We start from the raw sequence: 21,713 nt of genomic DNA on the forward strand, positions 1-21,713 counted from the left end.
GATGGAACCGCAGGAGCGGACGAAGCGGCTGGCCGCGGCGGCGACGGCGCTGCCACCGGCGGCCTGGTTCCCGGACCAGCTCGCGGCACCGGCCTCGGAACAGGCGGAGCCCCGGCCTCGGACCAGGACCCGCCCCGGCCTCGGAGTAGGCGGGGCATCGGCGGTCTCGGACTAGGCGGGGCGCCGGCCTGGGATCAGGCGGACAGGCGTCCCGGCCGGGCCGGGGGCGGGTCCGGGGCGGGCCGGGTCCTGCGGAGCTTTCCCCTACCCGCCCCTTCCCGAACCGGGGCTCCGCCCCAGACCCCGCTCCTCAAACGCCGGAGAGGCTGACGGTTGCCGCAGCGCGGAAAGTGCAGCCGCGTGCGACAGCCGAGCCTTCGCCGGAGAACAGGCCCGGCCGGAATCGGATCAGGCCCGTCCGGCGATCGAGGACAGGGCGGTGAGCAGCCGGACCACTCCCGACGGGCCCTCGACCACCAGGTCCGCCCGGTCCGCGAGGGCGGGGACCTCGTTTCCGCTGCACACCAGCAGGCCCGGGACGCCCTCCGTGCGCAGCTTCTCCACGGCCGCGTACGCGGCCACATCGCCCAGGTCGTCCCCGGCGTACAGGACACAGCTCGCGCCGGTCTCGCGCACGTGCTCGGTCAGGGCCACGCCCTTGTCGATGCCGGGCGGGCGCAGCTCCAGCACCAGCCGGCCGGGTTCGACGATCAGGCCGTGGCGGGCCGCAAGCTCGGCCAGGGGGACGCGCAGGGACTCGAACGCCGTCACCGGGTCGGCGGCGCGGCGCGTGTGTACGGCGACGGCCCGGCCCTTCTCCTCGACCCACGCGCCGCGCCAGGTTTCGACGCCGTCGAGGAAGCCGGGGAGTTCGGCGCGGGCGGCCTCCACGCCGGGGTGGGCGTCGGGGGCGCTGACGGTTCCGGTGCCGGCGTCCCAGCGTTCGGCGCCGTAGTGGCCGAGTACGACGAGGTGTCCGAGGCCGGGGACCCCCGCGAAGCCGCCGTTGCGGACCGCGACGGCGGCCGGGCGGCCGGTGATCACGGCGAGGGCGCCGACGTGGGACGCGAGGGCGGCGAGCGCCTCCACCGCGCCGGGGTGGGCGCGGGCCTGCTCGGGATCGGGGACGATGTCGGCGAGCGTGCCGTCGAAGTCGACGGCGATCAGCGCCCGGTCCGGCGCGTCCAGCAGCGCGGCGAGGCCGTCGCGGCCGGCGGGGGTCGCCGGCGTGAGGTCGACCGGCAGGGGATGCGGTTGCGATTGCGGTTGGCTGCCCATGCCCCCCGACCCTACCGGCGCGCGCCGGGCCGGGCACCGGCCCGCTGCCCGGCCCCCGGTGCCGGGTCAGCGGCGTTCGCGGCGGGCGTCCCGCACCCGGCGGAGGCGGTTGACGGTGACGGGGTCGTGAGCGAGCGCGCGCGGGTCGTCGAGGAGGGCGTTGAGGAGCTGGTAGTAGCGGGTCGGCGAGATGCCGAGCTGCTCGCGCATCGCCCGCTCCTTGGCTCCGGGCCCGGCCCAGGAGCGCCGCTCCACGGCGAGGAGGGCGCGGTCCCGCTCGGAGAGCTCGGGACCGTGCGCGTCCTCTTCGTCCTCTTCGTCGGAGTCGTAAGGCATATGAGCAGTCTAGAACGGCTCGAAAACGCCCTACTCGGTCCTACTCGGCGCCACTCGGTGCTACTCGGCGTTCTCCGTCGCCATCGCCTCACGGCCGATGGAGCCTAGGGTCCCGGCCGGATCGCCGTCGGGGCCGACCACGGACCCGATCTGCTTCTTGATGCTCTCGCTGACCTTCGCCCACGACGTCTTGTCCACCGGGTAGAGCGTCGATTCCGGCAGCGCTTCGAGGAACGGCCACAGCTTCTTGTGCTCGGCGTCCTCGCTCATCGCCTCGGAGGCGGAGACGGTGACCGGCAGCAGGTCGTACTGGTCGGCGAATTCCAGGACGTTGTCGTCGCTGTACGCGAAGTCGAGGAAGGCACCGATCTGCTCGCGGTGGCCGTTCTGCTTGAAGCCCATCATCCAGTCGGCGACGCCCATGCTGGACTCCGGCTTGCCGTTCGGTCCGGGCAGCGGCACCATGCCGACCTCGACGCCCTTCTTCTCGGCCTGCTGGAGGAGGGAGGGGTGGCCGTTGAGCATGCCGACCTCACCGTCCGCGAACGCGGTGAAGGCGGTCTTCCTGTTGAGCTTGGCCGGGGCGACGGGCCCGGTCAGCCCCTTCCCGACGAGGTCGTCCTTCAGCCAGTCGAAGGCCCTGACATTCGGCTCGGAGTCGATCTGGTACGTCCCGACCGCGTCGGTGTAGCCGCCACCCGCGCTGAGCATCCACATCATGGTCTCGGCCTGGGCCTCCTCGGTGCCGAGCGGCAGCGCGAACGGGTACTTCACGCCGCGCCGCTCGAGCGCGGCGGCCGCGCTCCCGATCTCGTCCCACGTCGTGGGGGCCTTGAGGCCGGCCCGGGTGAAGAGCGTCTCGTTGTAGAAGAGCAGGCGGGTGCTGGCCACGAACGGCAGGCCGTACGGCACGCGGTTGACCTCGCCCGCGTCGGCGAGCGGGGCGAGGAAGTTGGCCTGCACGGGGATGGAGAGCAGGTCGTCGACGGAGTAGAGCTGGTCCTTGGCCGCGTAGTCGGCGTACGCGCCGATCTGGGCGATGTCGGGGGCCTTGCCGGCCGCGACCATTTCGGCGACCTCGCGGTCGACGTCCTTCCAGTCGTGGACCGTGACGTCGATCTTGACGCCCTGATTCTTGGCCTCGAAAGCGGTGGCGACGCCGTCCCAGTACCGCTTGGTGCTGTCGCCGCCTTCGGGGTCGTAGTCCGCCGCGACGAGCTTGAGGGTGACCTCACCCCCGGAGCCACTGCTTCCACACCCCGACAGAGCCACTGTCATGCCGAGTGCGGCGACTGTCGCGGTCAAACCCAAGAAGCGCCGGTGCACAGCCCTGTCCCACCCTGATTCATCAATTTGTTGTCCGACATGCGTGCGAGCTGCGATTTTCTCCTATTCCGCGCCAGGAGGTCTACACCACCCGGATATCGCTTCTGCAACGCCCGCGTGAAGGACGGACGGCAGAACAGACGCAAGTGGACTAGACCTTTCCACGGTTGACGCGCGAGACTGTGTCCGTGAAACACGTCATCGCCCTCGATGTGGGCGGCACCGGGATGAAGGCCGCACTGGTCGGCGCGGACGGCACGCTGCTGCACGAGGCCCGCCGGGCCACCGGCAGGGAGCGGGGGCCCGAGGCCGTCGTCGAGGCGATCACCGGCTTCGCCGCCGAGCTGCGCGCGTACGGCGAGGAGCGGTACGCCGAGAGGGCCTCGGCCGCCGGTGTGGCCGTGCCCGGCATCGTCGACGCCGAGAACGGGATCGCGGTGTACGCCGCCAACCTGGGCTGGCGCGACGTGCCCCTGCGCGCACTCCTCGGCGAGAAGCTGCGCGGGGTGCCGGTCGCCCTCGGCCACGACGTACGCACCGGCGGCCTCGCCGAAGGGCGCATCGGGGCGGGCCGGGACGCGGACCGCTTCCTCTTCGTACCGCTCGGCACCGGGATCGCCGGCGCCATCGGCATCAACGGCGTCATCGAGGCCGGAGCCCACGGCTGCGCCGGCGAGATCGGCCACATCGTCGTACGTCCCGGCGGCATCCTGTGCGGCTGCGGCCGGCGCGGCTGCCTGGAGCGCTTCGCCTCCGCCTCCGCCGTGTCCGCCGCCTGGGCCGCCGCCTCCGGCGACCCGGACGCCGACGCCGCGGACTGCGCGAAGGCCGTCGAGTCGGGCGATCCGCGGGCCCGGGAGGTGTGGCGCGAAGCCGTCGACGCGCTCGCCGACGGGCTGGTCACCGCGCTCACCCTCCTGGACCCCCGCACGCTGATCATCGGTGGCGGACTGGCCGAGGCCGGGGAAACCTTGTTCACACCACTGCGGGCGGCCGTCGCGGAACGCGTCACGTTCCAGAAGCTGCCCACGATCGTTCCGGCGGCCCTCGGGGACACCGCCGGATGCCTGGGCGCGGGGCTCCTCGCCTGGGACCTTCTCGCCACGGAAGCCCCAGCAATCACAGAAGCCACGGAGGTATCCGCCTGATGGCCGGACGCGCTGCAACCAAGGTTCTCTCCGGCGCCCGGGTGGTGCTGCCGACCGGGACCGTCGAGAACGGCCGGGTCATCGTCGAGGGCGGCCGCATCGCCGGCTCCGCACCGGCGGACACCCCCTCCCTGGACCTCTCCGGCCACTGGATCGTGCCCGGCTTCGTCGACATGCACGTGCACGGCGGCGGCGGCGCGTCCTTCACCTCCGGCACCGCCGAGGAGGTGCTCAAGGGCGTACGGACGCACCGCGAGCACGGCACGACGACCATCGCCGCCTCGCTGGTGACCGGCGAGACGGACGCACTCGCCCGGCAGGCCGCGCTGCTCTCCGAGCTGGTCGAGCAGGGCGACCTGGCCGGCCTCCACTTCGAGGGCCCGTTCATCTCGCCGTGCCGCAAGGGCGCGCACAGCGAGGACCTGCTGCGCGACCCCGACCCGGCGGAGGTCCGCAAGCTGATCGACGCCGCGCACGGCACGGCGAAGATGGTCACGCTGGCGACCGAGCTGCCCGGCGGCATCGACTCGGTGCGGCTGCTCGCCGAGCACGGCGTGATCGCCGCGATCGGCCACACGGACGCGACGTACGAGCAGACCGCCGAGGCCATCGACGCGGGCGCCACCGTCGCCACGCACCTCTACAACGCGATGCCCGCCCTCGGCCACCGCACGCCCGGCCCGATCGCCGCGCTCCTGGAGGACGAGCGGGTCACGGTCGAGCTGATCAACGACGGCACCCACCTGCACCCGGCCGCGCTGGAGCTGGCGTACCACCGGGCGGGCGCCGGCCGGGTCGCGTTCATCACCGACGCGATGGACGCGGCGGGCTTCGGCGACGGCACGTACCTGCTCGGCCCGCTGGAGGTCGAGGTCAGGAACGGCGTCGCGCGCCTCGCCGAAGGCGGCTCGATCGCCGGCTCCACGCTCACCCTCGACACCGCCTTCAAGCGCGCGGTGACCGTCGACCGGCTGCCGGTCGAGGACGTCGTACGGTCGATCTCCGCCAACCCCGCCCGCCTGCTCGGCGTCGACGACAGGGTCGGCTCGCTGGAGCCGGGCAAGGACGCGGACCTGGTGGTGCTGGACGCGGACTTCACGCTCAAGGGCGTGATGCGCAAGGGCGCCTGGCTGAGGGAGCCGTAAGTCCCGAGGCGTCCCAACTGGGGTGATTTCTGCACCAGTTCATATCAAAACGACACGCAGCGGTTGGCCCCGGACCCTGGGCCAACCGCTTTCTTTTTGGCATGATCGCCCCGACACCACGCACACGGTAAGCGTTTTCCACGGGGCACGGGGGGTGACGCGGGTGATCCTGACGGTCACGCTGAACACCGCGCTCGACCTCACCTACCGCGTCCCGGCCCTCACCCCGCACGCCTCCCACCGCGTGAGCGACGTCGCCGAACGCCCCGGCGGCAAGGGCATCAACGTGGCGCGCGTACTGGCGGCCCTCGGCCACGACACCGTCGTGACGGGCTTCGCCGGCGGCCCTTCCGGCGCCGTGCTGCGCGACCTGCTCGCGCCCCTCGGCCCCGTCGACGCGCTCGTCCCCGTCACCGGCGCCACCCGCCGCACCGTCGCCGTCGTCGACACCGCCACCGGCGACACGACCCAGCTCAACGAGCCGGGCCCGGTGATCACCCCCGGGGAGTGGGCCGCCTTCCTCTCCTCGTACGGCCGGCTCCTGCGCGGCGCACGGGCGGTGGCCCTCTGCGGCAGCCTGCCCCCCGGCGTCCACGCCGGCGCGTACGCCGAGCTGATCCGGCGCGCCCGCGCCGCCGGCGTCCCCGTGCTCCTGGACACCAGCGGTGAACCGCTGCGCCGGGGCGTCGCCGCCCGCCCCGACCTCGCCAAGCCCAACGCCGACGAACTCACCCAGCTCACCGGCTCCCGCGACCCCCTGCGCGCCGTCCACGACGCCCGCCGCCGCGGCGCCCGCGCCGTGGTCGCCTCGCTCGGCCCGGACGGCCTGCTGGCCGCCGCCCCCGAGGGCCTGTGGCAGGCGGCCCCGCCCGCCCGCGCGCAGGGCAACCCGACGGGCGCGGGCGATTCGGCGGTGGCCGGGCTGCTCTCGGGCCTGGTCGAGCAACTCCCCTGGCCGCAGCGGCTGGCACGGGCGGTGGCGCTGTCGGCGGCGACCGTACTGGCCCCGGCGGCGGGCGAGTTCGACGCGGCGGCGTACGAAGAGCTGCTGCCGGGGATCGACGTCACGACACGCGCCACGGCGGCGTAACCGCGCCCGCACACGACGCCCGCACACGAGCAACAGGGGACCGCATGCCACTCGTCAGCACCGGTGAACTCGTCACCGCCGCCCGGGAGTCCGGCCACGGCGTCGCCGCCTTCAACGTCATCACGCTGGAGCACGCGGAGGCGATCGCGGCGGGCGCGGAGCGGGCGGGCGCACCGGCCGTCCTCCAGATCTCCGAGAACGCGGTGAAGTTCCACGGCGGCGACCTCACCGCCGTCGCGGCGGCGGCGACGGCCGTGGCCCGCGCGTCCTCGGCCTCTCTCTCCCTCCACCTCGACCACGTCGAGTCCGTCGAGCTGCTGCGGGCCGCGCACCCGGCGGGCTTCAGCTCGGTGATGTTCGACGCCTCGAAGCTGACGTACGGCGACAACGTGAAGGCCACCGCCGAGGCGGTCCGCTGGGGCCACGCGCGCGGCATCTGGATCGAGGCGGAGCTGGGCAGGGTCGGCGGCAAGGGGGGCGAGGCGCCGCTCGACGCCCACGCTCCCGGCGTCCGCACGGACCCGGCCGAGGCGCAGAGCTACGTGGCCGGCACGGGCGTCGACGCCCTGGCCGTCGCCGTCGGCTCCTCCCACGCGATGACGGACCGCACCGCGGCCCTGGACCACGCACTGATCACCGCCCTGCGCGACGCCGTACCGGTGCCGCTGGTCCTGCACGGCTCGTCGGGCGTACCGGACGGGGAGATCCGCCGGGCGGTGGCGGCCGGCATGGTCAAGATCAATGTGGGCACGGCCCTGAACACGGCCTTCACGGGCGCGGTACGCACCTACCTGGACGCGCACCGGACGACGGTCGACCCCAGGAAGTACCTCGTCCCGGCTCGCGAGGCGATGACCGGGACGGTGGCGCACTTCCTGAGGCTGATGCGCCCGTAGCGCGCTAGAGCACGGAGGTCACTTGATGTGGCCGGCCTTGAGCTCCAGCCGGTCGAGGTTGGCCTCGCACTGGTCGCCGTCGCCGCAGGAGATCACGAAGGTGTTCTCGCCCTCGGTGAGATTGACCCAGGCGTAGGTGTTGGTCCAGCCCTTGTCCCAGGCGCCTTCCTCGGCGTGCGCGAAGTTCTCCATGTTGAGGCCGCCGCCGTGCGGCTTGCCGTTGACGGTCAGCGACGTCTTGGCGTCCTTGCCGGGCACGCCGTAGTCGATCGACAGCGTGTACGCCCCGGCCTTCGGCACCTTGACCTTCCAGGTCGCCGAGGCACCGGGGGCGTTCAGCGGGACGTACGCGCCGCTCGCCGACCTGGCGCCGGGGATCGCCTTGTCCGTGGAGATCCCAGGGGAGAGCTTGAGGAGCGCCGCGTCCTGCTTCGGCAACTGGACCGCCGGCTTCTCGTCCTTCCTGGCCGGTTCCTTGCTCGGCTCGGTCGTCGCGCCGGCCGTCGAGCCACCGCCGCCCACCCCGCCGGCCTGCGGCTTCTTGTCTTCCTTGCCGCCGCTGGTCATCAGGGCGATACCGATGCCGAGGACGACGACCGCGACCACCGCCACCGCGCCGATCAGCAGGCCCTTGGTGTTGGGTCCACCGCCGCGGCCGCCGCGGCCGCCGCCACCGCCGCCCACCGGCGGCGCCGGGCGGGTGGGGGCACCGCCGGGCTGCGTCTCGGGGGCCGCGTAGTGCGCGTTGGGCCGGGTGTGGTTCTGCTGCTGGCCGTACGTCTGCTGCGGAGGCACCTGGTGGCCGTACTGCTGCTGCCCGTACTGCCGTCGGCCGACCGTTCCCACCTGGTGGTACGAGGTCCTGGGCACCCCGGGCTGCGCGGCCGGACCCGGGTAGCCGTAGCCGCCCGAGCCGGGCGGGACAGCGCCCGCCGCCTGTCCGTCCTCGTAGAGGTAGCCGAACGGATCGTCGTCCTCAGGCGTGCTCGTGCCGTTGTTCGCGGCCGTCATCCCTGGTCACTCCTCACCATGTTCGCCAGCCGTCGCCGACCCGGCGAGCCTACCTTGAACCGGCAAGCCGAAGGTTTGGCGTGGGTCACAGTGCGGTAGTAGGGCGTGCTTCAGCCCGCTCGCCTGTGAACCTTGGCGCGAGAGCGTTTCTCCACGTACATCCGCTGGTCAGCCGACTGCAACACTTCCTCGGCCGTCATCCCGCAGCTCGCCCAGCCGATGCCGAAACTGGCTCCGACGCGGACCGCCCTGCCGTCGACGCGGATGGGCGGAATGATGGCGTTTCGCAGGCGTACGGCGAGGTCGGCGGCGTCCGCGCTGCCGAGACCGTCGGCGAGGACGACGAATTCGTCACCTCCGAGGCGGGCGACCGTATCGCCGTCGCGCACGCACGTCGTCAGGCGGCGGGCGACCTCGATCAGGACGGCGTCACCGGTGTGGTGCCCGAACCGGTCGTTGATCGACTTGAAGCCGTCGAGGTCGCAGAAGAGGACGGCGAGGCCCTTCGTGCCGTCGTCGGGGCCGCCGGCGGCCGAGGTGGGCGCGACCATGTGGACGTGGTGGTCGTAGGAGCCCGCGTCCGTGTGCGGGTTGTAGTCGAAGTCGTGCTCGGGCACCGTCCCCCGGGCGGCCGGTTCGCCGTACGCCGCGTCCAGGGCCTCCACGGCCGTGGCGCGCGCGGAGTGCGCGTGCGGGCGGCGGCACAGCCGGGAGGCGAGGCGGGTGCGCAGCTCGGCGCTGTTGGGCAGGCCGGTGAGCTGGTCGTGCGAGGCACGGTGGGCGAGGTGCAGCTCGTGGCGCTTGCGCTCCTCGATGTCCTCGACGTGGGTGAGGAGGAAGCGCGGGCCGTCGGTGGTGTCGGCGACGACGGAGTTGCGCAGGGACACCCAGACGTACGTGCCGTCGCGCCGGGCCAGCCGCAGCTCGGCCCGGCCGCCCTCGGCGGAGGTGCGCAGCAGGGTGCCGATGTCCTCGGGGTGGACGAGGTCGGCGAAGGAGTAGCGGCGCATCGCGGAGGCGGGGCGGCCGAGGAGACGGCACAGGGCGTCGTTGGTGCGCAGCAGGCGGCCGTGCTGGTCGCCGCCCATCTCCGCGATGGCCATGCCGCTCGGGGCGTACTCGAAGGCCTGGCGGAAGGATTCCTCGCTGGCGCGCAGGGCCTGCTGCTCGCGCTCCAGGCGGACGAGGGCGCGCTGCATGTTGGCGCGCAGCCGGGCGTTGCTGATCGCGATGGCCGCCTGGGACGCGTACATCTGGAGCGCCTCCTGGCCCCACGCGCCGGGGTGCCTGCCGTTGCGCGGGCGGTCGACGGAGATGACGCCCAGGAGCTCCTGGCCGCCGCCCGAGGCGTACATGGGGGCGTACAGGCGGTCCTGCGGGTGCCACTCGCCGGCGAAGCGGGGCTCGGGGCCGTCGGTGTGCCACTGGGGGACGTCGTCCTCCATCAGGACCCAGCCCTCGGTGTGCGGAATGAAGTGCAGGTCGCCCCATGCCTCGCCCATGGAGAGGCGGCGCTCCCAGGAGGCGCGCGAGCCGACGCGGCCGGTGATCAGGGCCTCGGCCGCCGCGTTGCCGGCGAAGGCGGCGATGACCAGGTCGCCGTCGGGCTGGACGAGATTGACGCAGGCCAGCTCGTACCCGAGGCCCGTGACGACTCCGTTGGCGACGGCCTGCAAGGTGTCAGCCAGGCTGGTGGCCCGGTTGAGATCGGCGACCACTTGGTGCAGCTGCCGCATCGTCGCCAGGCGGACGTACGGCTCGGACTCGGCCTCCATTGTTCGCACTCCCCGAGACCTCGACAGCAACTCCAGGATTCCCATAGCCGCACGTGTTGCACTATCACGGCCACTGAATCACAGCGAGCTGCCCACCCGGTACACAGGGTCAGCAAATTGTGGCCTCTGTGACTCAAGTCACGTCAGATGATGAGCGGCACAGGAGATGCGCGGGCCGTGCGGCGGTCCTAGGACCTCGCACGGTCCCCTCCTGGTCCCTATGCCCGATGGTGTGGGCACGGGCCCGGGCATAGCGTTCCCTCTGTGTTCCAGACGACCTCCCCCCAGTCCCCCGCCCCGGTCCCCCATCCTGAGGGGGTGAGCAACGACGAGTTCCGCGCCGCGATGTCCCGGTTCACCGCGGGCGTCACCCTGGTGACCGCGCACGATCCGGACAGCGGTGCGCGCGGTGAGGACGCCGGCATGACCGCGACCGCCTTCATGTCGGTGTCGCTGGAACCGCCGCTGGTGCTGGTGAGCGTACGGAACGGCTCCCGGATGGACGACCTGCTGGCCGAGCAGCCGCTGTGGGCGGTCTCCCTGCTCTCGGAGAGCCAGCGGCACATCGCGGGACGGTTCGCGATGAAGGGCCGTCTCAGCGACCGCCTGCTGTTCGAGGACGTCGCCCATACGCGCGGCGCGGTGTCCGGGGCCCCGCTGATCGACGGCGCGCTGGCGGTGGTGGAGTGCGGGACCGAGCAACGGGTGGAGGCGGGGGACCACACCCTGGTGATCGGCCGGGTGCTCGCGGTGGGCCTGCCGAACGCGGAGGGCCCCCCGCTCACGTACTTCAGAGGCCGCTACCGGCACCTGGCCTGACGGGCCGGTCCCAGCTTCGGGTCCGGGCTTGGGCTTGGGTCCGGGCTTGGGCCCAGGTCCAGCTCGGGACCTGGATCCAGTTCGGGGCCCGGCTCCGGCTCCGGGGCGGGCCTAGTCCCAGCCGCCGGCGCGGCCGCGCTTCGTCTCGCCGCGCGCCTTCTTGTTGCGCAGCCTGCGCTCGTTGATGCCCCGGGGGATCTTCTTCGCCCTGCGCGGCTTGGGCGGCGGGGCCGTCGCCTCGGCGAGCAGGGCGGCCATGCGGACCAGCGCGGTCTCGCGGTTGCGCCACTGGGAACGGTGCTCGGACGAACGTACGGAGACGACGCCGCCCACCAGCCGGGGAGCGAGCCGCTCCAGCGCGCGCTCCTTCCAGACCGGGGGCAGCGCTTCGGTCTTCGCCAGGTCGAAGCGGAGTTCCACCTGGGAGTCGGTGGTGTTGACGTGCTGTCCGCCGGGCCCGGAGGACCTGGAGAAACGCCACATGAGCTCCGCCTCCGGCAGGGAGACAGCACCGCGAATGACATGAGGCCCGGACATGCGTCCAATGATCCCGTGTCCACGGGCATGGCGTCACCCGCTTTTCCCCTTCCCCTCTCCCCCTTCCTCCTTCCCCTCTCCCTCCGCGGACGTGGAACCTTGCGGCCACCTGCCCGCGTTAGGACGGGTGACGGTAGCTTCGGACCCCACGGGTCCGACCGGCCCGCACGACTTCAAGGAAGAGGACATCCCGATGGCTGTAAGTCTGTCCAAGGGCGGCAACGTCTCGCTCACCAAGGAGGCCCCCGGTCTGACCGCCGTCACGGTCGGCCTCGGCTGGGACGTCCGTACGACCACCGGTACCGACTTCGACCTCGACGCGTCCGCGATCGCGGTCAACCCGACCGGCAAGGTCTACTCCGACGGCCACTTCGTCTTCTTCAACAACAAGTCGACGCCGGACCAGACCATCGTCCACACCGGCGACAACCGCAGTGGTGAGGGTGCGGGCGACGACGAGGCGATCAACGTCAACCTGGCGGGCCTGCCCGCCGACGTCGACAAGATCGTCTTCCCGGTCTCGATCTACGACGCCGTGACCCGCAGCCAGAACTTCGGCCAGGTGCGCAACGCGTACATCCGCATCATCAACCAGGCCGGCGGCGCCGAGATCGCCCGCTACGACCTGAGCGAGGACGCCGCCACCGAGACCGCGATGGTCTTCGGCGAGCTCTACCGCAACGGCGCGGAGTGGAAGTTCCGCGCGGTCGGCCAGGGCTACGCGTCCGGCCTCACGGGCATCGCCTCGGACTTCGGCGTCAACGTCTGACACCGGGCGCGCGCACGCCTGTCGAGCAGGGCCCCGGCCACTGGAACTCGAGCGACGGCCGGGGCCCTGCCGCGTTGTCGCGCAGCAACGCGGTCGCGCGGTCACACGGCCGAGAGGCGGGTTCGGTTCGTGTCCCGCCCCCCGGGGGCGGGACACCCTCCGGTCACCGGGCGGGCCGGGGAGGACCCGGAGCGGTGGGGGCGGCGGGCTTCTCCCGGCCGTGGAGCCAGGTGTCCCAGAGGTCCTTCAGGTCCTTGCCGGACTTCTTCTCGACGTACGCCGTGAAGTCGTCCGTGGACGCGTTGCCGTGGCGGTGGGCGGCGGTCCAGCCCCGCACGATGTCGAAGAAGGCGTCGTCGCCCACCGCCTCACGGACCTTGTGGATCACCATCGCGCCACGCCCGTAGACGGGCGCCCGCGAGATCTCGGCCGCGGTGGGCGGATCGGCGGGCGGGAAGGCCCAGTTGACCGGGTCGGCGAAGGCGACGGCGAAGCTGTCGTCCGCGGGGACGTCCTCGAAGTCCTCGTCCCACAGCCACTCCGCGTACGTCGCGAAGCCCTCGTTGAGCCACATGTCCTGCCAGGTCCTGGGCGTCACGGAGTTGCCGAACCACTGGTGGGCCAGCTCGTGGACGAGCAGCCCCTGGTCGGGCGCACCGGGGAAGACCGGCTTGGTCTGGGTCTCCAGGGCGTATCCCGCGTCGTTGCCTCGCTCGACGATCGCGCCCGTGGAGGAGAAGGGGTACGGGCCGAAACGCTCGGCGGCCCACTCCATGACGTCGGGGATCGTGGCCAGGACCTCGGTGCTGCCCTCGGCGACGGCCGGGTCGACTGCGGTGTGGACGGGCAGGCCGGAGGGGGTGCGCGAAGTCCTCGTCTCGTACGCGCCGATGGCGACGGTGGCGAGGTAACTGGCCATCGGCTCGCCGGTGTGCCAGGCGAAGGTGGTGCGGCCGCCCCGGGTGCGCTCGCTCTTCAACTCGCCGTTCGACATGGCCTTCAGACCCTCGGGGACGGTGACGGTGATGTCGTACGACGCCTTGTCGCTGGGGTGGTTGTTCCCGGGGAACCACGCCATCGACCCGGACGGCTGGCCGAGCGCGAGCGCGCCGTCCACGGTCGTCAGCCAGCCCTCCCGCGAGCTGTCGGCGTCGGTGATCGTGGCGGGGGTGCCGGAGTAGCGGACGACCGTGGTGAAGGTCCGGCCCTTCGCGAGCCCGGCGGCGGGGCGCAGCGTCAGCTCGTCGCCCGCACGGCTGACGGCGGCCTCGGCCCCTCCGACGGTGGCGGAGCGGACCTCCAGGCCGTGGAGGTCGAGGCTGAAGGCGCTGAGGTCCTGGGTGGCGCGGGCGGTGATCTCGGCGGTGCCCGTGAGACGGCCCGCGGGCCCCCCGTGGTCCGCGCGGCCGGCACGGCGTGCGCTGCCCGTGCTTTCCGTGCCGCCCGTGCTTTCGGTGCCGCCCGTGCGGTCGCCGCCACCGGGCTCGGGGTCGTAGTCGAGGGTCAGGGTGTAGTGCTCGACGTCGTAGCCGCCGTTGCCGAGCCCGGGGAAGTACGGGTCGCGTACGCCCGACGCGCCCGGTTCGCCGCGGACGCCGTCGCCGAGCCCGCCGAGCCCGCCGGCTCCGGCGCCGGTGCACGAGGTGAGCGCGAGCAGGGTGGCGGCGGCGACGGCGGGGGCTGCGCGTCGTACACGAGACCATTGATCCACAGAGAGGATCATATGCGCGGAATGCACCGCTCACCCGGCCGGACGGGCGTCACCCGCACAGCCGAACGCGGCACGGGCACGGCACGGTGTCGGGGCGTTACTTGCCCAGCGCCGCGACGCCCGCCCGCGCGAACTTCTCGTCCAGGTCGCCGCTCGGCGCGCCGGCCACCCCGATGCCCGCGATCGGGGCGCCCTTGACCTGGACCGGGGCGCCGCCCGCGAGGAAGAGGGTGCCGGGGATGTCCTTCAGGTTGGGGGCCTGGGCGAGGCGCTTGGCCAGCTCGGAGGTGGGCGCGTTCCAGGAGACGGCGGTGTACGCCTTGCGCTCGGCGGACTCGTACGACTGCGGGCCGGCGCCGTCGCCGCGCAGCGTCACGACGGTGTTGCCGTTGCGGTCGACGACGGCGACGGTGACGCGCTGGTTCTCCTCCTCGGCGGCGTCCAGGGTGGCCTGCGCGGCCCTGGTGGCGGCGGCGACGGTCAGGTGGGTGGACTGCTGGAGGTTCTTGTTCGCGGCGTCGGCCGCGACCGCGACGGCCGGCGCGGCGGCGGGCTCGGTGGCGTTGGCGGACATCGCGCCGAAGGTGCCGGCGCTGAGGGCGGCGGCGGCGACGGCACCGGTCAGGACACGGGTGCGCAGCGAAAGCTTCTTCATGGTGTGGCTCCTGGGGCTGGGAAGGTTCCGAGTGGGGTCCGGTGGCGCCCCGCTTCGGCTCTGTTGTCGATCCTCCGGCCGCTTCCGGGCCCCTGCCGTCGGCGTACCGGCTGCATACGGCGTGCGGGACGGCCGACCCGTCCGTCAGCCGATCGGTTGATGCGGGTCTGGTCCCACCGGGTCACCATGGGGACGTACGCGCAGGTCAGCGAGGAGTGAGCGGTGCACCAGGACCAGGAGCGGAAGACCGATCCACCGGAGCGGGAGCGGCCCGAGCAGCCGGACCCCGACGCCCGCTGGCTCGCCCCCGTGATGCACACCGCGTTCTTCCTGCTGCTGGGCGCCTCGCTCACCCGCTTCCTCCTGCGGCACCCCGGTGAGGCCCGCACCCCGTGGATCATCGCGCTGAGCATCACGCTGGCGCTGCTGTACGTCCTGGGCCCGGTCCTGGGCCCCGCCGCCCCCGGCTCGGCCCGCCCCACGCCCCGCCCGCTGGTCTGGCTGGGCGGGGTCGTCACCGTCTGGATGGTGCTGGTGGTGCTGGCCCCGAGCTTCGCGTGGTGCGCGGTGCCGCTCTTCTACACCGGGCTGCGTACGCTCCCGTCCCGCGCCGCACTCCTCCTGGTCGGCCTGCTCACCGCCTTCGTGGTCGCCGCGCAGCTCCAGCTGGCGCACGGCGGCTTCGACCCCAACCTGGTGCTGGCGCCGCCCGCGGTGGCGGCGGTCGCGACCGCCGTCTTCCTCTGCATGCAGCGGCAGGCGGCCCGGCAGCGGGCGCTGATCGACGACCTGATCCGCACCCGCCGCGAACTGGCCGCGACCGAACGGCGCGAGGGCACGCTCGCCGAGCGCCAGCGCCTCTCCATGGAGATCCACGACACGCTCGCGCAGGGCCTGTCCAGCCAGCAGATGCTGCTCCAGGCGGCGGACCGGCAGTGGGACGCCGACCCGGCGACGGCCCGCCGTCACGTCCGTACGGCCGAGTCCATCGCGGAACGCAACCTGGCCGAGGCCCGCCGCTTCGTCCACGACCTGGCCCCGGCCGACCTGGCGGAGGGCGGCAGCCTGGAGGAGGCACTGCGCATGCTCGCCGCGCGGGAGTCGGCGGCGTTCCGGGTGGACGGGGCGCCGAACGGCGGCCTGCCGGACCGGGTGCAGTCGGCGCTGCTGCGGATCGCGCAGGGCGCGCTGGCGAACGTACGCGAACACGCGAACGCGCGGGCGGCCGCGGTGACCCTGACCTACCTGGGCGACCAGGTGGTGCTGGACGTCGCCGACGACGGCACGGGCTTCGCACAGACCCCGTCCCCCTCCCCCGCCGGTGTGCGCGGCCACGGTCTGCCCGCGATGCGTGCCCGTGTCCGCCAGCTCGGCGGCACCCTGGCGATCGAGTCCGTCCCCGGCGAGGGCACCGTGCTCTCCGCCGCGATCCCCCTGGAGCCCCAGTCATGAACCCGGCGCATCCGATGAGTCCCGCACGTTCCGTAAGCCCCGCACGTCCCGTACGCATCCTGCTCTGCGACGACCACCTGGTCGTACGCGCCGGACTGCTCGCCCTGCTGGGCAGCGAACCCGACATCGAGGTCGTCGGGGAGGCGGGCAGCGGTGAGGAAGCGGTGGCGATGGCCGCCAAGCTGACCCCGGACGTGGTCCTGATGGATCTCCAGCTGGGCACGGGCATCGACGGCGTGGAGGCCACCCGGCGTATCGCTCCGACCGGGGTCCACGTCCTGGTCCTCACGACGTACGACACGGACGCGGACATCACGCGGGCGATCGAGGCGGGCGCGACGGGCTACCTGCTCAAGGCCGAGCGCCCGGAGGAGCTCTTCACCGCGATCCGCTCGGCCGCCCAGGGCCGCACGACGCTCTCCCCGCCGGTCGCCAGCCGCGTCATGGACCGCATGCGCGGCGCGGCCCGCCCGGCCCTGACGGAACGGGAAACGGACATCCTCGGCCAGCTGGCACACGGCCTGGGCAACCGGGAGATCGCCCGCGCGCTGTTCATCAGCGAGGCGACGGTGAAGACCCACCTGGGCCGCATCTACGCGAAACTCGGCGTGGACACGAGGTCGGGCGCGGTGGCGGTGGCGAAGGAACAGCGCCTGCTGCCGTAGCGCAGCAGGCAGGCAGGCAGACGGCCAGCAGGCGGGCGGGCGGGCGGGTGTCAGTCCGCAGGCAGGTCTTGCGGGGTCAGACCTCGGTGGTGTCGAGGCCGGAACCGAGAGACTCGAACCTGGAACCGTTCACCCGGGCGCTCGAGCGGTGCCGTTTCCGCAGGCCGGAACCGGCCGGGGCGAACCCGTCCGGCAGACGTGACACCATCGACCACGTGCTCGACATCGGCTACTCCCTCTCCCGCCGCTTTCCGGACCCCCCGCAGACCGACTACCGGCGCGCCGGCGTCCACGACCTGCGGCACGACCTCTTCTGCGGGGACGTCTATCTCGCCGACACCACGTCGGACCGGGAAGTGTCCACAGCCTGGGGATGGGTTCCCGTGCTCGACTTCGCGTGGGCCCTGTGCGACATCGTCGAGCAGCTCGACCAGGACCCGCGCGGCAGCCGCTCCTCCCAGCCGCAGTTCGCCGAGCTGGACTTCACCGAGTCGACGGACCGGATGCTCTTCGAGCGCCGCTTCGGCTGGGTCGACATCGCCGCCGACTGGATGCCGGTCGAGGAGCCCCCGATCACCTTCAGCCACCGGCTGCTGCGCCGCGAGGCCCGCGACTTCCTGCACGACCTGATCGCGGACCTCACCGACCTGCACGACGGCCTCGCCGACAACCCGGTGATGTGGGACCTCCAGGCCCGCTTCCCCCGCGTCGCCCCCTAGCGCCCGCCGCCTCGCTCCCTCGCTCCCTACCCCCCGGTGTTCTCCACCCGCACCCCGATCTGCGCCGCGAACGCCGGTGCCAGTTCGAGCAGTTGCGACGGACTGATCACCGACCCCGCCAGCCGGTCCACGCCCCGCGCGATGTCCAGCTCCGCGACCGTACGCAGATCCACACCGACCATCGTGGCCGAGCTGAAGTCCGCCCGCCGCAGCACACAGTCGCGGAACTCCACCCGCTCCAGGCGGGCCCCGCCGAAGTCCGGCTCGACCAGCACACAGCCCTCGAACACGACGTCCTTCAGGCGCGCCCTGCGCAGATTCAGATAGTCGATCTTCCCGCCCCGCACCAGCACCCGTTCCAGGGACGCCGCGTGCAGCTGGACCCCGCCGAGCCGGGCGTCGGTCACCTCCACGTCGCGCAGTGACGCCTCCGCCAGGTCGGTGCCCACCCCCCGCACCCCGTCCAGCACCGAGTCGATGACGCGCGCCCGGCTCAGCCCCGTCCCGTCGAGCGCGACACCGTACAGACCGCAGTCCATGAAGCGGGCCCCGCGCCCGTCCTGGCCGCCCAGGTCGCGGTCCCGGAACTCGAACCCGTCGTAGTCCCCCTCGGGCTCCAGCCCACCGGGCCCGAACGGCGCGAGCGGCGGCAGCCGCACCTCGGGGCGCCGTACGGGACGTACCACTGCCTGCGTCTGCTTCGCGTTCCGTGCCATCCGCCCATGCTGTACCACCCCACTGACAACTCCCCCGGGCGATCCCCCACGGCGGGCACGTGCGTCCTCTTCATCGCACTTCCCGCAGGAAGTCCCGCACCAGAGCCGCGATTTCCCCGCCGTGCGTCTCCAGCGCGAAGTGCCCGGCGTCGAGCAGACGGATCCGCGCGTCGGGCAGGTCCCGGGCGAACGCCTCCGCGCCCGCCGCTCCGAAGATCTCGTCACCCCGCCCCCACACGACGAGCGCCGGCGGCCGGTGGGTGCGGAAGTACTCCTGGAAGGCCGGGTAACCGTCGAGGTTGAACTGGTAGTCCCAGAAGAGCTGGAGCTGGATCTCCTTGTTCCCCGGCCGGTCGAGTCCGGCCTGGTCCAGCGTCCAGGTCTCGGGGCCGATCCGGTCGAGCCGGTCCGCCGGCACCCCGTGCTCGTACTGCCACCTGGTCGCCCCGGCGGTCAGCAGCTCGCGCACGGCGGGCTCGTGCGCCGCGCGGTCCCGGGCGTGCGCGAACAGCACGTCCCAGAAGGGCGTGAAGCCCTCCACGTAGGCGTTGCCGCTCTGACTGATCAGCGCGGTCACGCGCCCCGGATCGCGGCTGGCGATGCGCAGTCCGATCGGGGCGCCGTAGTCATGGAGGTACAGCGCGCACCTCTCCACCCCCAGCCTGTCGAGCAGCGCCAGCGTGACCTCGGTCAACTTCTCGAAGCTGTACGTGAATTCACCGGCGTCCGGGGCGGCGGAGCGCCCGAAGCCGATGTGGTCGGGGGCGATCAGGTGGAACTCGTCGGCGAGTTCGGCGATCAGCCCCCGGTACATGTGCGAGCTGGACGGAAAGCCGTGCAGCAGGACGAGCGTGGGGCGGGACGGGTCGCCCGCCTCGCGGTAGAAGACGTCCAGCCCGTCGATGTCGACGGTGTGGTGGCGCGTACCGAACACGGACACAGCTGCTCCCGGGCGGCGTGAGACGGACGGATCGACGGAGAACGATCGTTCTCTGCATGCCGTGTAGAGTAAGAGAACGATGGTTCTCCACGCAAGGGGTGATCGCCGAATGGACGCCGCAACCGCCGAGGCCCGCCTGCTGGACGCGGCCGAGACCCTCTTCGACGAACGCGGCGTACAGGCCGTCGGCATGGACGCCATCCGCTCCGCGTCCGGCGTGTCGCTCAAGCGCCTCTACCAGCTCTTCCCCTCCAAGGACGACCTCCTCGAAGCGGTACTGCGCCGCCGCGACGAAACCGTCCGCAGCGGAATCGAGCGGGCCACCGCCGCGCACGAGAGCCCGCGCGAGCGCGTCCTCGCCGTCTTCGACCACCTGGAGGAGTGGTTCGGCCGGGACACGTTCCGCGGCTGCTCCTTCATCAACGCCTTCGGCGAGCTGGGCGGCGTGTCCCAGGGCGTCGCCGACATCGCCCGCGCCAACAAGCGCTCGCTCCAGGACCACTTCGCCGAACTCGTCGCAGCCGCCGGCACGCCTCCCGGGCCCGCGGACCGGCTCGCCGCCCAGCTCGCCGTCCTGGCCAACGGCGCGATGGCCACGGCAGGCATCACCGGCTCCCAGGACCCGGCCCGCCACGCCCGCGACGCGGCGAAGACCCTCCTCGACGCGGCGGACGTACGCTCCTGAAGGGCGTTCAGCCACATGCGTGACCACTCCGCGTGGCCGGTGTCGGTGGAGGGTGGACGGTGGCCGGTGTCGGTGGCCGGTGGACGGTGACCTGGTGGAACGCCCCGCCGCGCCGCCTGGCGGAGAGCCACCCGGCGCCACTTCGATCCCTCCGCCCATCGCCCCGCCCAGGAAGGTGGCCAGCCACGCCCGGACCTGCGCCCGAACGGTCCGGCCGGCGCCGGAGGCGCAACACCGGCGGCCCCGCGGCCGCGAAGACCGGCGACGCGGTCTCCCGGACGGCGCCGCAGCACACCGCGTACATGCGGTCGGACACGCCACCCGGGACATGCCACCCGAGTCGCTGCGGCGCAGGTGCCGCACGGGCGCCCCGTACGCGCCCACACCCCCGTCGTCCGCGCTGACCAGCACCCGGCCAGCCGCCCGATGGACGCGGTCGCGGAGCGCCGCCCGCTCCCCCCGCACCGGATGGCCGGGGCCCCCACGGGTCGCCGCACACGCCGGCGCCCGCCCCGGGCCCGGGATTCCCCGGGCGGGCGTCCGCGGTCGGCGGGCTCACCCCCGGTGACGCCTACGCCCCCGCCCCCAGCCTGTGGAGAGCGTCGTCCGTCAGACGGTTCACGGTCCACTCGTCCATGGACACCGCTCCGAGCGACTTGTAGAACTCACGGGCCGGCGAATTCCAGTCCAGGACCGACCACTCCAGCCGCTCGTACCCCCGCTCGACGCAGATCCGCGCCAACGACGCCAGCAGCGCCTTGCCGTACCCGCCGCCGCGCTGCGCGGGCCGCACGTACAGGTCCTCCAGGTAGATCCCGTGCACCCCGCGCCAGGTGGAGAAATTCAGGAACCACAGCGCGAAGCCGACGACCTCCCCCTCCGCCGTCTCCGCGATGTGCGCGTACGCGGCGGGCCGCTCCCCGAAAAGGGCCTCGCGCAACTGCTCCTCGCTCGCACGCACCTCGTGCAGCGCCTTCTCGTACTCCGCGAGCTCGCGGACCATCTCGTGAACCACCGGAACATCAGCAGGCGTCGCATCTCGAATCATGCCCGCAGCGTAAGCAGTGCCCGCGCGACGGCCACCAGCTCCCCCGGCAACCCGCCCGCCCCCTCCTCCTCGTCCTCCAGCTCCCAGAGACCGTTCTGCAGGACGCGCCCGAGCGTCCACGCCCGCGCCCGCCCCCGGTCCAGCCCCAGCACCTCCGTCATCAGATCGAAGCGCGACAGCACCTGCCCCGCCTCGAAACGGTTCACCAGCGCGGGCAGCAGCTCGAACCCCGGATCACCGGCCAGCGGCTTCGGATCGATCACCACCCACGGCTCACCGCGCCCGGAACCCGCCAGCGGCGCCAGCACGTTGTCGTAGTGCAGATCCCAGTGCAGCAACTGCCCGCCCGGCTCCCCCGCGACCTCCCGCACCGCCCCCGCACACCGTTCGAGAAGCCGCCGCTCCGCCGGATCGGCCGCCCCCCGCACCCGTCGCGGTACGTCGTCGAGCATCGCCTCCGCGATGTCCCCGAGGCGGCGTACGCCCCCGGGCGCCACCACCGCGTTCAGCCGCGCCAGCAGCTCCCCGACCACCCGCACCGCCGCCATGGTGTCCGCCACCCCCGACAGAGGCCGCCTCTCGTCCAGCCGCTCCAGCAGCATCGCGCCGCTCCGCGCGTCGTGCTCCAGCAGCCGTACGACACCGTTCCCGTCCCACGCCCGCAGCGCGGCGGCCTCGCCCGCGCTCTCCTCGTCCAGCAGCTGGAGCTTGAGGGCGGCCGGCGTCCCGTCGGCCCGCTCCACCGGCAGTACGAGCGAGACCGCACCGTGCATCGACGGCCCGGTGAGCCGGAGCCGCCAGCGCTCCAAATACGCCGCGGCCTGCCCGGGCAGCGCGGCGATCCACCTCCGCCCCGCCTCGCCGTTGAACTCCACCTGAGTCCCGACCAGAGCTTCCGGAATCCCGATCACGCCCGGATCCTACGACCACGCACTCCACCCCACACCAGACCACGCACCCCACCGCCCACCCCGCCATTGCCGCACCCCGCC

General features: G+C 72.9%; 23 protein-coding genes. 10 read left to right on the top strand and 13 right to left on the bottom strand.

Going from position 1 to position 21,713, the window contains the following annotated elements; genetic code table 11:
- Positions 1-408: 408 nt before the first annotated feature.
- The 3 genes from otsB to ABD374_RS24835 form a co-directional block, all read right to left on the bottom strand.
- Complete coding sequence (gene otsB, locus ABD374_RS24825; RefSeq protein WP_344497828.1) at positions 409-1,278, bottom strand: trehalose-phosphatase; 870 nt, start codon at positions 1,276-1,278, stop codon at positions 409-411.
- A gap of 66 nt (positions 1,279-1,344) precedes the next feature.
- On the bottom strand, positions 1,345-1,614 hold the full coding sequence (locus ABD374_RS24830) for a DUF3263 domain-containing protein (RefSeq protein WP_344497829.1): 270 nt from the start codon (positions 1,612-1,614) through the stop codon (positions 1,345-1,347).
- 60 nt (positions 1,615-1,674) lie between these two features.
- A complete protein-coding gene (locus ABD374_RS24835) occupies positions 1,675-2,892 on the bottom strand; it encodes an ABC transporter substrate-binding protein (protein WP_344497830.1) in 1,218 nt (405 codons plus the stop codon).
- A 236-nt stretch (positions 2,893-3,128) separates the two neighbouring features.
- Between ABD374_RS24835 and ABD374_RS24840 the strand changes: the two genes are divergently transcribed.
- The 4 genes from ABD374_RS24840 (at position 3,129) to ABD374_RS24855 (ending at position 7,219) form a co-directional block, all read left to right on the top strand.
- Complete coding sequence (locus ABD374_RS24840) at positions 3,129-4,088, top strand: ROK family protein (RefSeq protein WP_344497831.1); 960 nt, start codon at positions 3,129-3,131, stop codon at positions 4,086-4,088.
- Positions 4,088-5,233 (top strand): N-acetylglucosamine-6-phosphate deacetylase, encoded by a 1,146-nt coding sequence (gene nagA / locus ABD374_RS24845; RefSeq protein WP_344497832.1) that lies wholly within the window; start codon positions 4,088-4,090, stop codon positions 5,231-5,233. Before ABD374_RS24840 ends, nagA begins: the two co-directional genes overlap by 1 nt.
- 163 nt (positions 5,234-5,396) lie before the next feature.
- Positions 5,397-6,323, top strand: a complete 927-nt coding sequence (locus ABD374_RS24850; protein ID WP_344497833.1) for a 1-phosphofructokinase family hexose kinase — start codon at positions 5,397-5,399, stop codon at positions 6,321-6,323.
- Between the two features lie 44 nt (positions 6,324-6,367).
- A complete protein-coding gene (locus ABD374_RS24855; RefSeq protein WP_344497834.1) occupies positions 6,368-7,219 on the top strand; it encodes a class II fructose-bisphosphate aldolase in 852 nt (283 codons plus the stop codon).
- A gap of 18 nt (positions 7,220-7,237) precedes the next feature.
- Here the strand turns inward: ABD374_RS24855 and ABD374_RS24860 are convergent, their stop codons facing one another.
- On the bottom strand, positions 7,238-8,230 hold the full coding sequence (locus ABD374_RS24860) for a carbohydrate-binding protein (RefSeq protein WP_344497835.1): 993 nt from the start codon (positions 8,228-8,230) through the stop codon (positions 7,238-7,240).
- A gap of 110 nt (positions 8,231-8,340) precedes the next feature.
- Positions 8,341-10,005, bottom strand: a complete 1,665-nt coding sequence (gene cdgB, locus ABD374_RS24865; RefSeq protein WP_344497836.1) for a diguanylate cyclase CdgB — start codon at positions 10,003-10,005, stop codon at positions 8,341-8,343.
- A 318-nt stretch (positions 10,006-10,323) separates the two neighbouring features.
- Between cdgB and ABD374_RS24870 the strand changes: the two genes are divergently transcribed.
- Positions 10,324-10,824, top strand: a complete 501-nt coding sequence (locus ABD374_RS24870) for a flavin reductase family protein (protein WP_344497837.1) — start codon at positions 10,324-10,326, stop codon at positions 10,822-10,824.
- 111 nt (positions 10,825-10,935) lie between these two features.
- Here ABD374_RS24870 and arfB read toward each other — a convergent pair whose 3' ends face one another.
- Positions 10,936-11,361, bottom strand: a complete 426-nt coding sequence (gene arfB / locus ABD374_RS24875) for an alternative ribosome rescue aminoacyl-tRNA hydrolase ArfB (protein ID WP_093800286.1) — start codon at positions 11,359-11,361, stop codon at positions 10,936-10,938.
- A 193-nt stretch (positions 11,362-11,554) separates the two neighbouring features.
- On the opposite strand from arfB, the gene ABD374_RS24880 reads away from it, so the two are divergent.
- Positions 11,555-12,130, top strand: a complete 576-nt coding sequence (locus ABD374_RS24880) for a TerD family protein (protein ID WP_344497838.1) — start codon at positions 11,555-11,557, stop codon at positions 12,128-12,130.
- 163 nt (positions 12,131-12,293) lie between these two features.
- Here ABD374_RS24880 and ABD374_RS24885 read toward each other — a convergent pair whose 3' ends face one another.
- Entirely contained in the window at positions 12,294-13,853 is a 1,560-nt protein-coding gene (locus ABD374_RS24885; protein ID WP_425577345.1) for a M1 family metallopeptidase, read from the bottom strand.
- Between the two features lie 85 nt (positions 13,854-13,938).
- On the bottom strand, positions 13,939-14,496 hold the full coding sequence (locus tag ABD374_RS24890; protein WP_344497839.1) for a GlcG/HbpS family heme-binding protein: 558 nt from the start codon (positions 14,494-14,496) through the stop codon (positions 13,939-13,941).
- 312 nt (positions 14,497-14,808) lie between these two features.
- Here ABD374_RS24890 and ABD374_RS24895 point away from each other — a divergent pair, with 312 nt between their 5' ends.
- Complete coding sequence (locus tag ABD374_RS24895) at positions 14,809-15,948, top strand: sensor histidine kinase (RefSeq protein WP_344497944.1); 1,140 nt, start codon at positions 14,809-14,811, stop codon at positions 15,946-15,948.
- Positions 15,945-16,613: a response regulator gene (locus tag ABD374_RS24900; protein ID WP_344497840.1), complete on the top strand. Its 669-nt coding sequence runs from the start codon at positions 15,945-15,947 to the stop codon at positions 16,611-16,613. The genes ABD374_RS24895 and ABD374_RS24900 overlap by 4 nt, the downstream gene beginning before the upstream one ends.
- Positions 16,614-16,689: 76 nt before the next feature.
- Here ABD374_RS24900 and ABD374_RS24905 read toward each other — a convergent pair whose 3' ends face one another.
- Positions 16,690-16,839, bottom strand: a complete 150-nt coding sequence (locus ABD374_RS24905; RefSeq protein ID WP_344497841.1) for a hypothetical protein — start codon at positions 16,837-16,839, stop codon at positions 16,690-16,692.
- Here ABD374_RS24905 and ABD374_RS24910 point away from each other — a divergent pair.
- Positions 16,829-17,332, top strand: coding sequence for a hypothetical protein (locus tag ABD374_RS24910; protein WP_344497842.1), 504 nt, complete (start codon positions 16,829-16,831; stop codon positions 17,330-17,332). The genes ABD374_RS24905 and ABD374_RS24910 overlap by 11 nt on opposite strands.
- A gap of 26 nt (positions 17,333-17,358) precedes the next feature.
- Here the strand turns inward: ABD374_RS24910 and ABD374_RS24915 are convergent, their stop codons facing one another.
- Positions 17,359-18,048 carry a pentapeptide repeat-containing protein gene (locus ABD374_RS24915; protein WP_344497843.1) on the bottom strand — a complete coding sequence of 230 codons (690 nt, stop codon included), beginning with the start codon at positions 18,046-18,048 and terminating at the stop codon, positions 17,359-17,361.
- A gap of 70 nt (positions 18,049-18,118) precedes the next feature.
- On the bottom strand, positions 18,119-18,988 hold the full coding sequence (locus tag ABD374_RS24920; protein ID WP_344497844.1) for an alpha/beta fold hydrolase: 870 nt from the start codon (positions 18,986-18,988) through the stop codon (positions 18,119-18,121).
- Between the two features lie 109 nt (positions 18,989-19,097).
- On the opposite strand from ABD374_RS24920, the gene ABD374_RS24925 reads away from it, so the two are divergent.
- A complete protein-coding gene (locus ABD374_RS24925) occupies positions 19,098-19,673 on the top strand; it encodes a TetR/AcrR family transcriptional regulator (RefSeq protein WP_344497845.1) in 576 nt (191 codons plus the stop codon).
- 571 nt (positions 19,674-20,244) lie between these two features.
- Here the strand turns inward: ABD374_RS24925 and ABD374_RS24930 are convergent.
- Entirely contained in the window at positions 20,245-20,721 is a 477-nt protein-coding gene (locus ABD374_RS24930) for a GNAT family N-acetyltransferase (RefSeq protein ID WP_344497846.1), read from the bottom strand.
- The gene (locus ABD374_RS24935) at positions 20,718-21,632 is read right to left on the bottom strand and encodes an aminoglycoside phosphotransferase family protein (protein ID WP_344497847.1); all 915 of its coding nucleotides are present in this window, start codon (positions 21,630-21,632) and stop codon (positions 20,718-20,720) included. The genes ABD374_RS24930 and ABD374_RS24935 overlap by 4 nt, the downstream gene beginning before the upstream one ends.
- Positions 21,633-21,713 lie beyond the last annotated feature (81 nt).

It is taken from the genome of Streptomyces enissocaesilis (genome assembly GCF_039533765.1).
In the GTDB taxonomy this organism is placed as follows: Bacteria; Actinomycetota; Actinomycetes; order Streptomycetales; family Streptomycetaceae; genus Streptomyces; species Streptomyces enissocaesilis.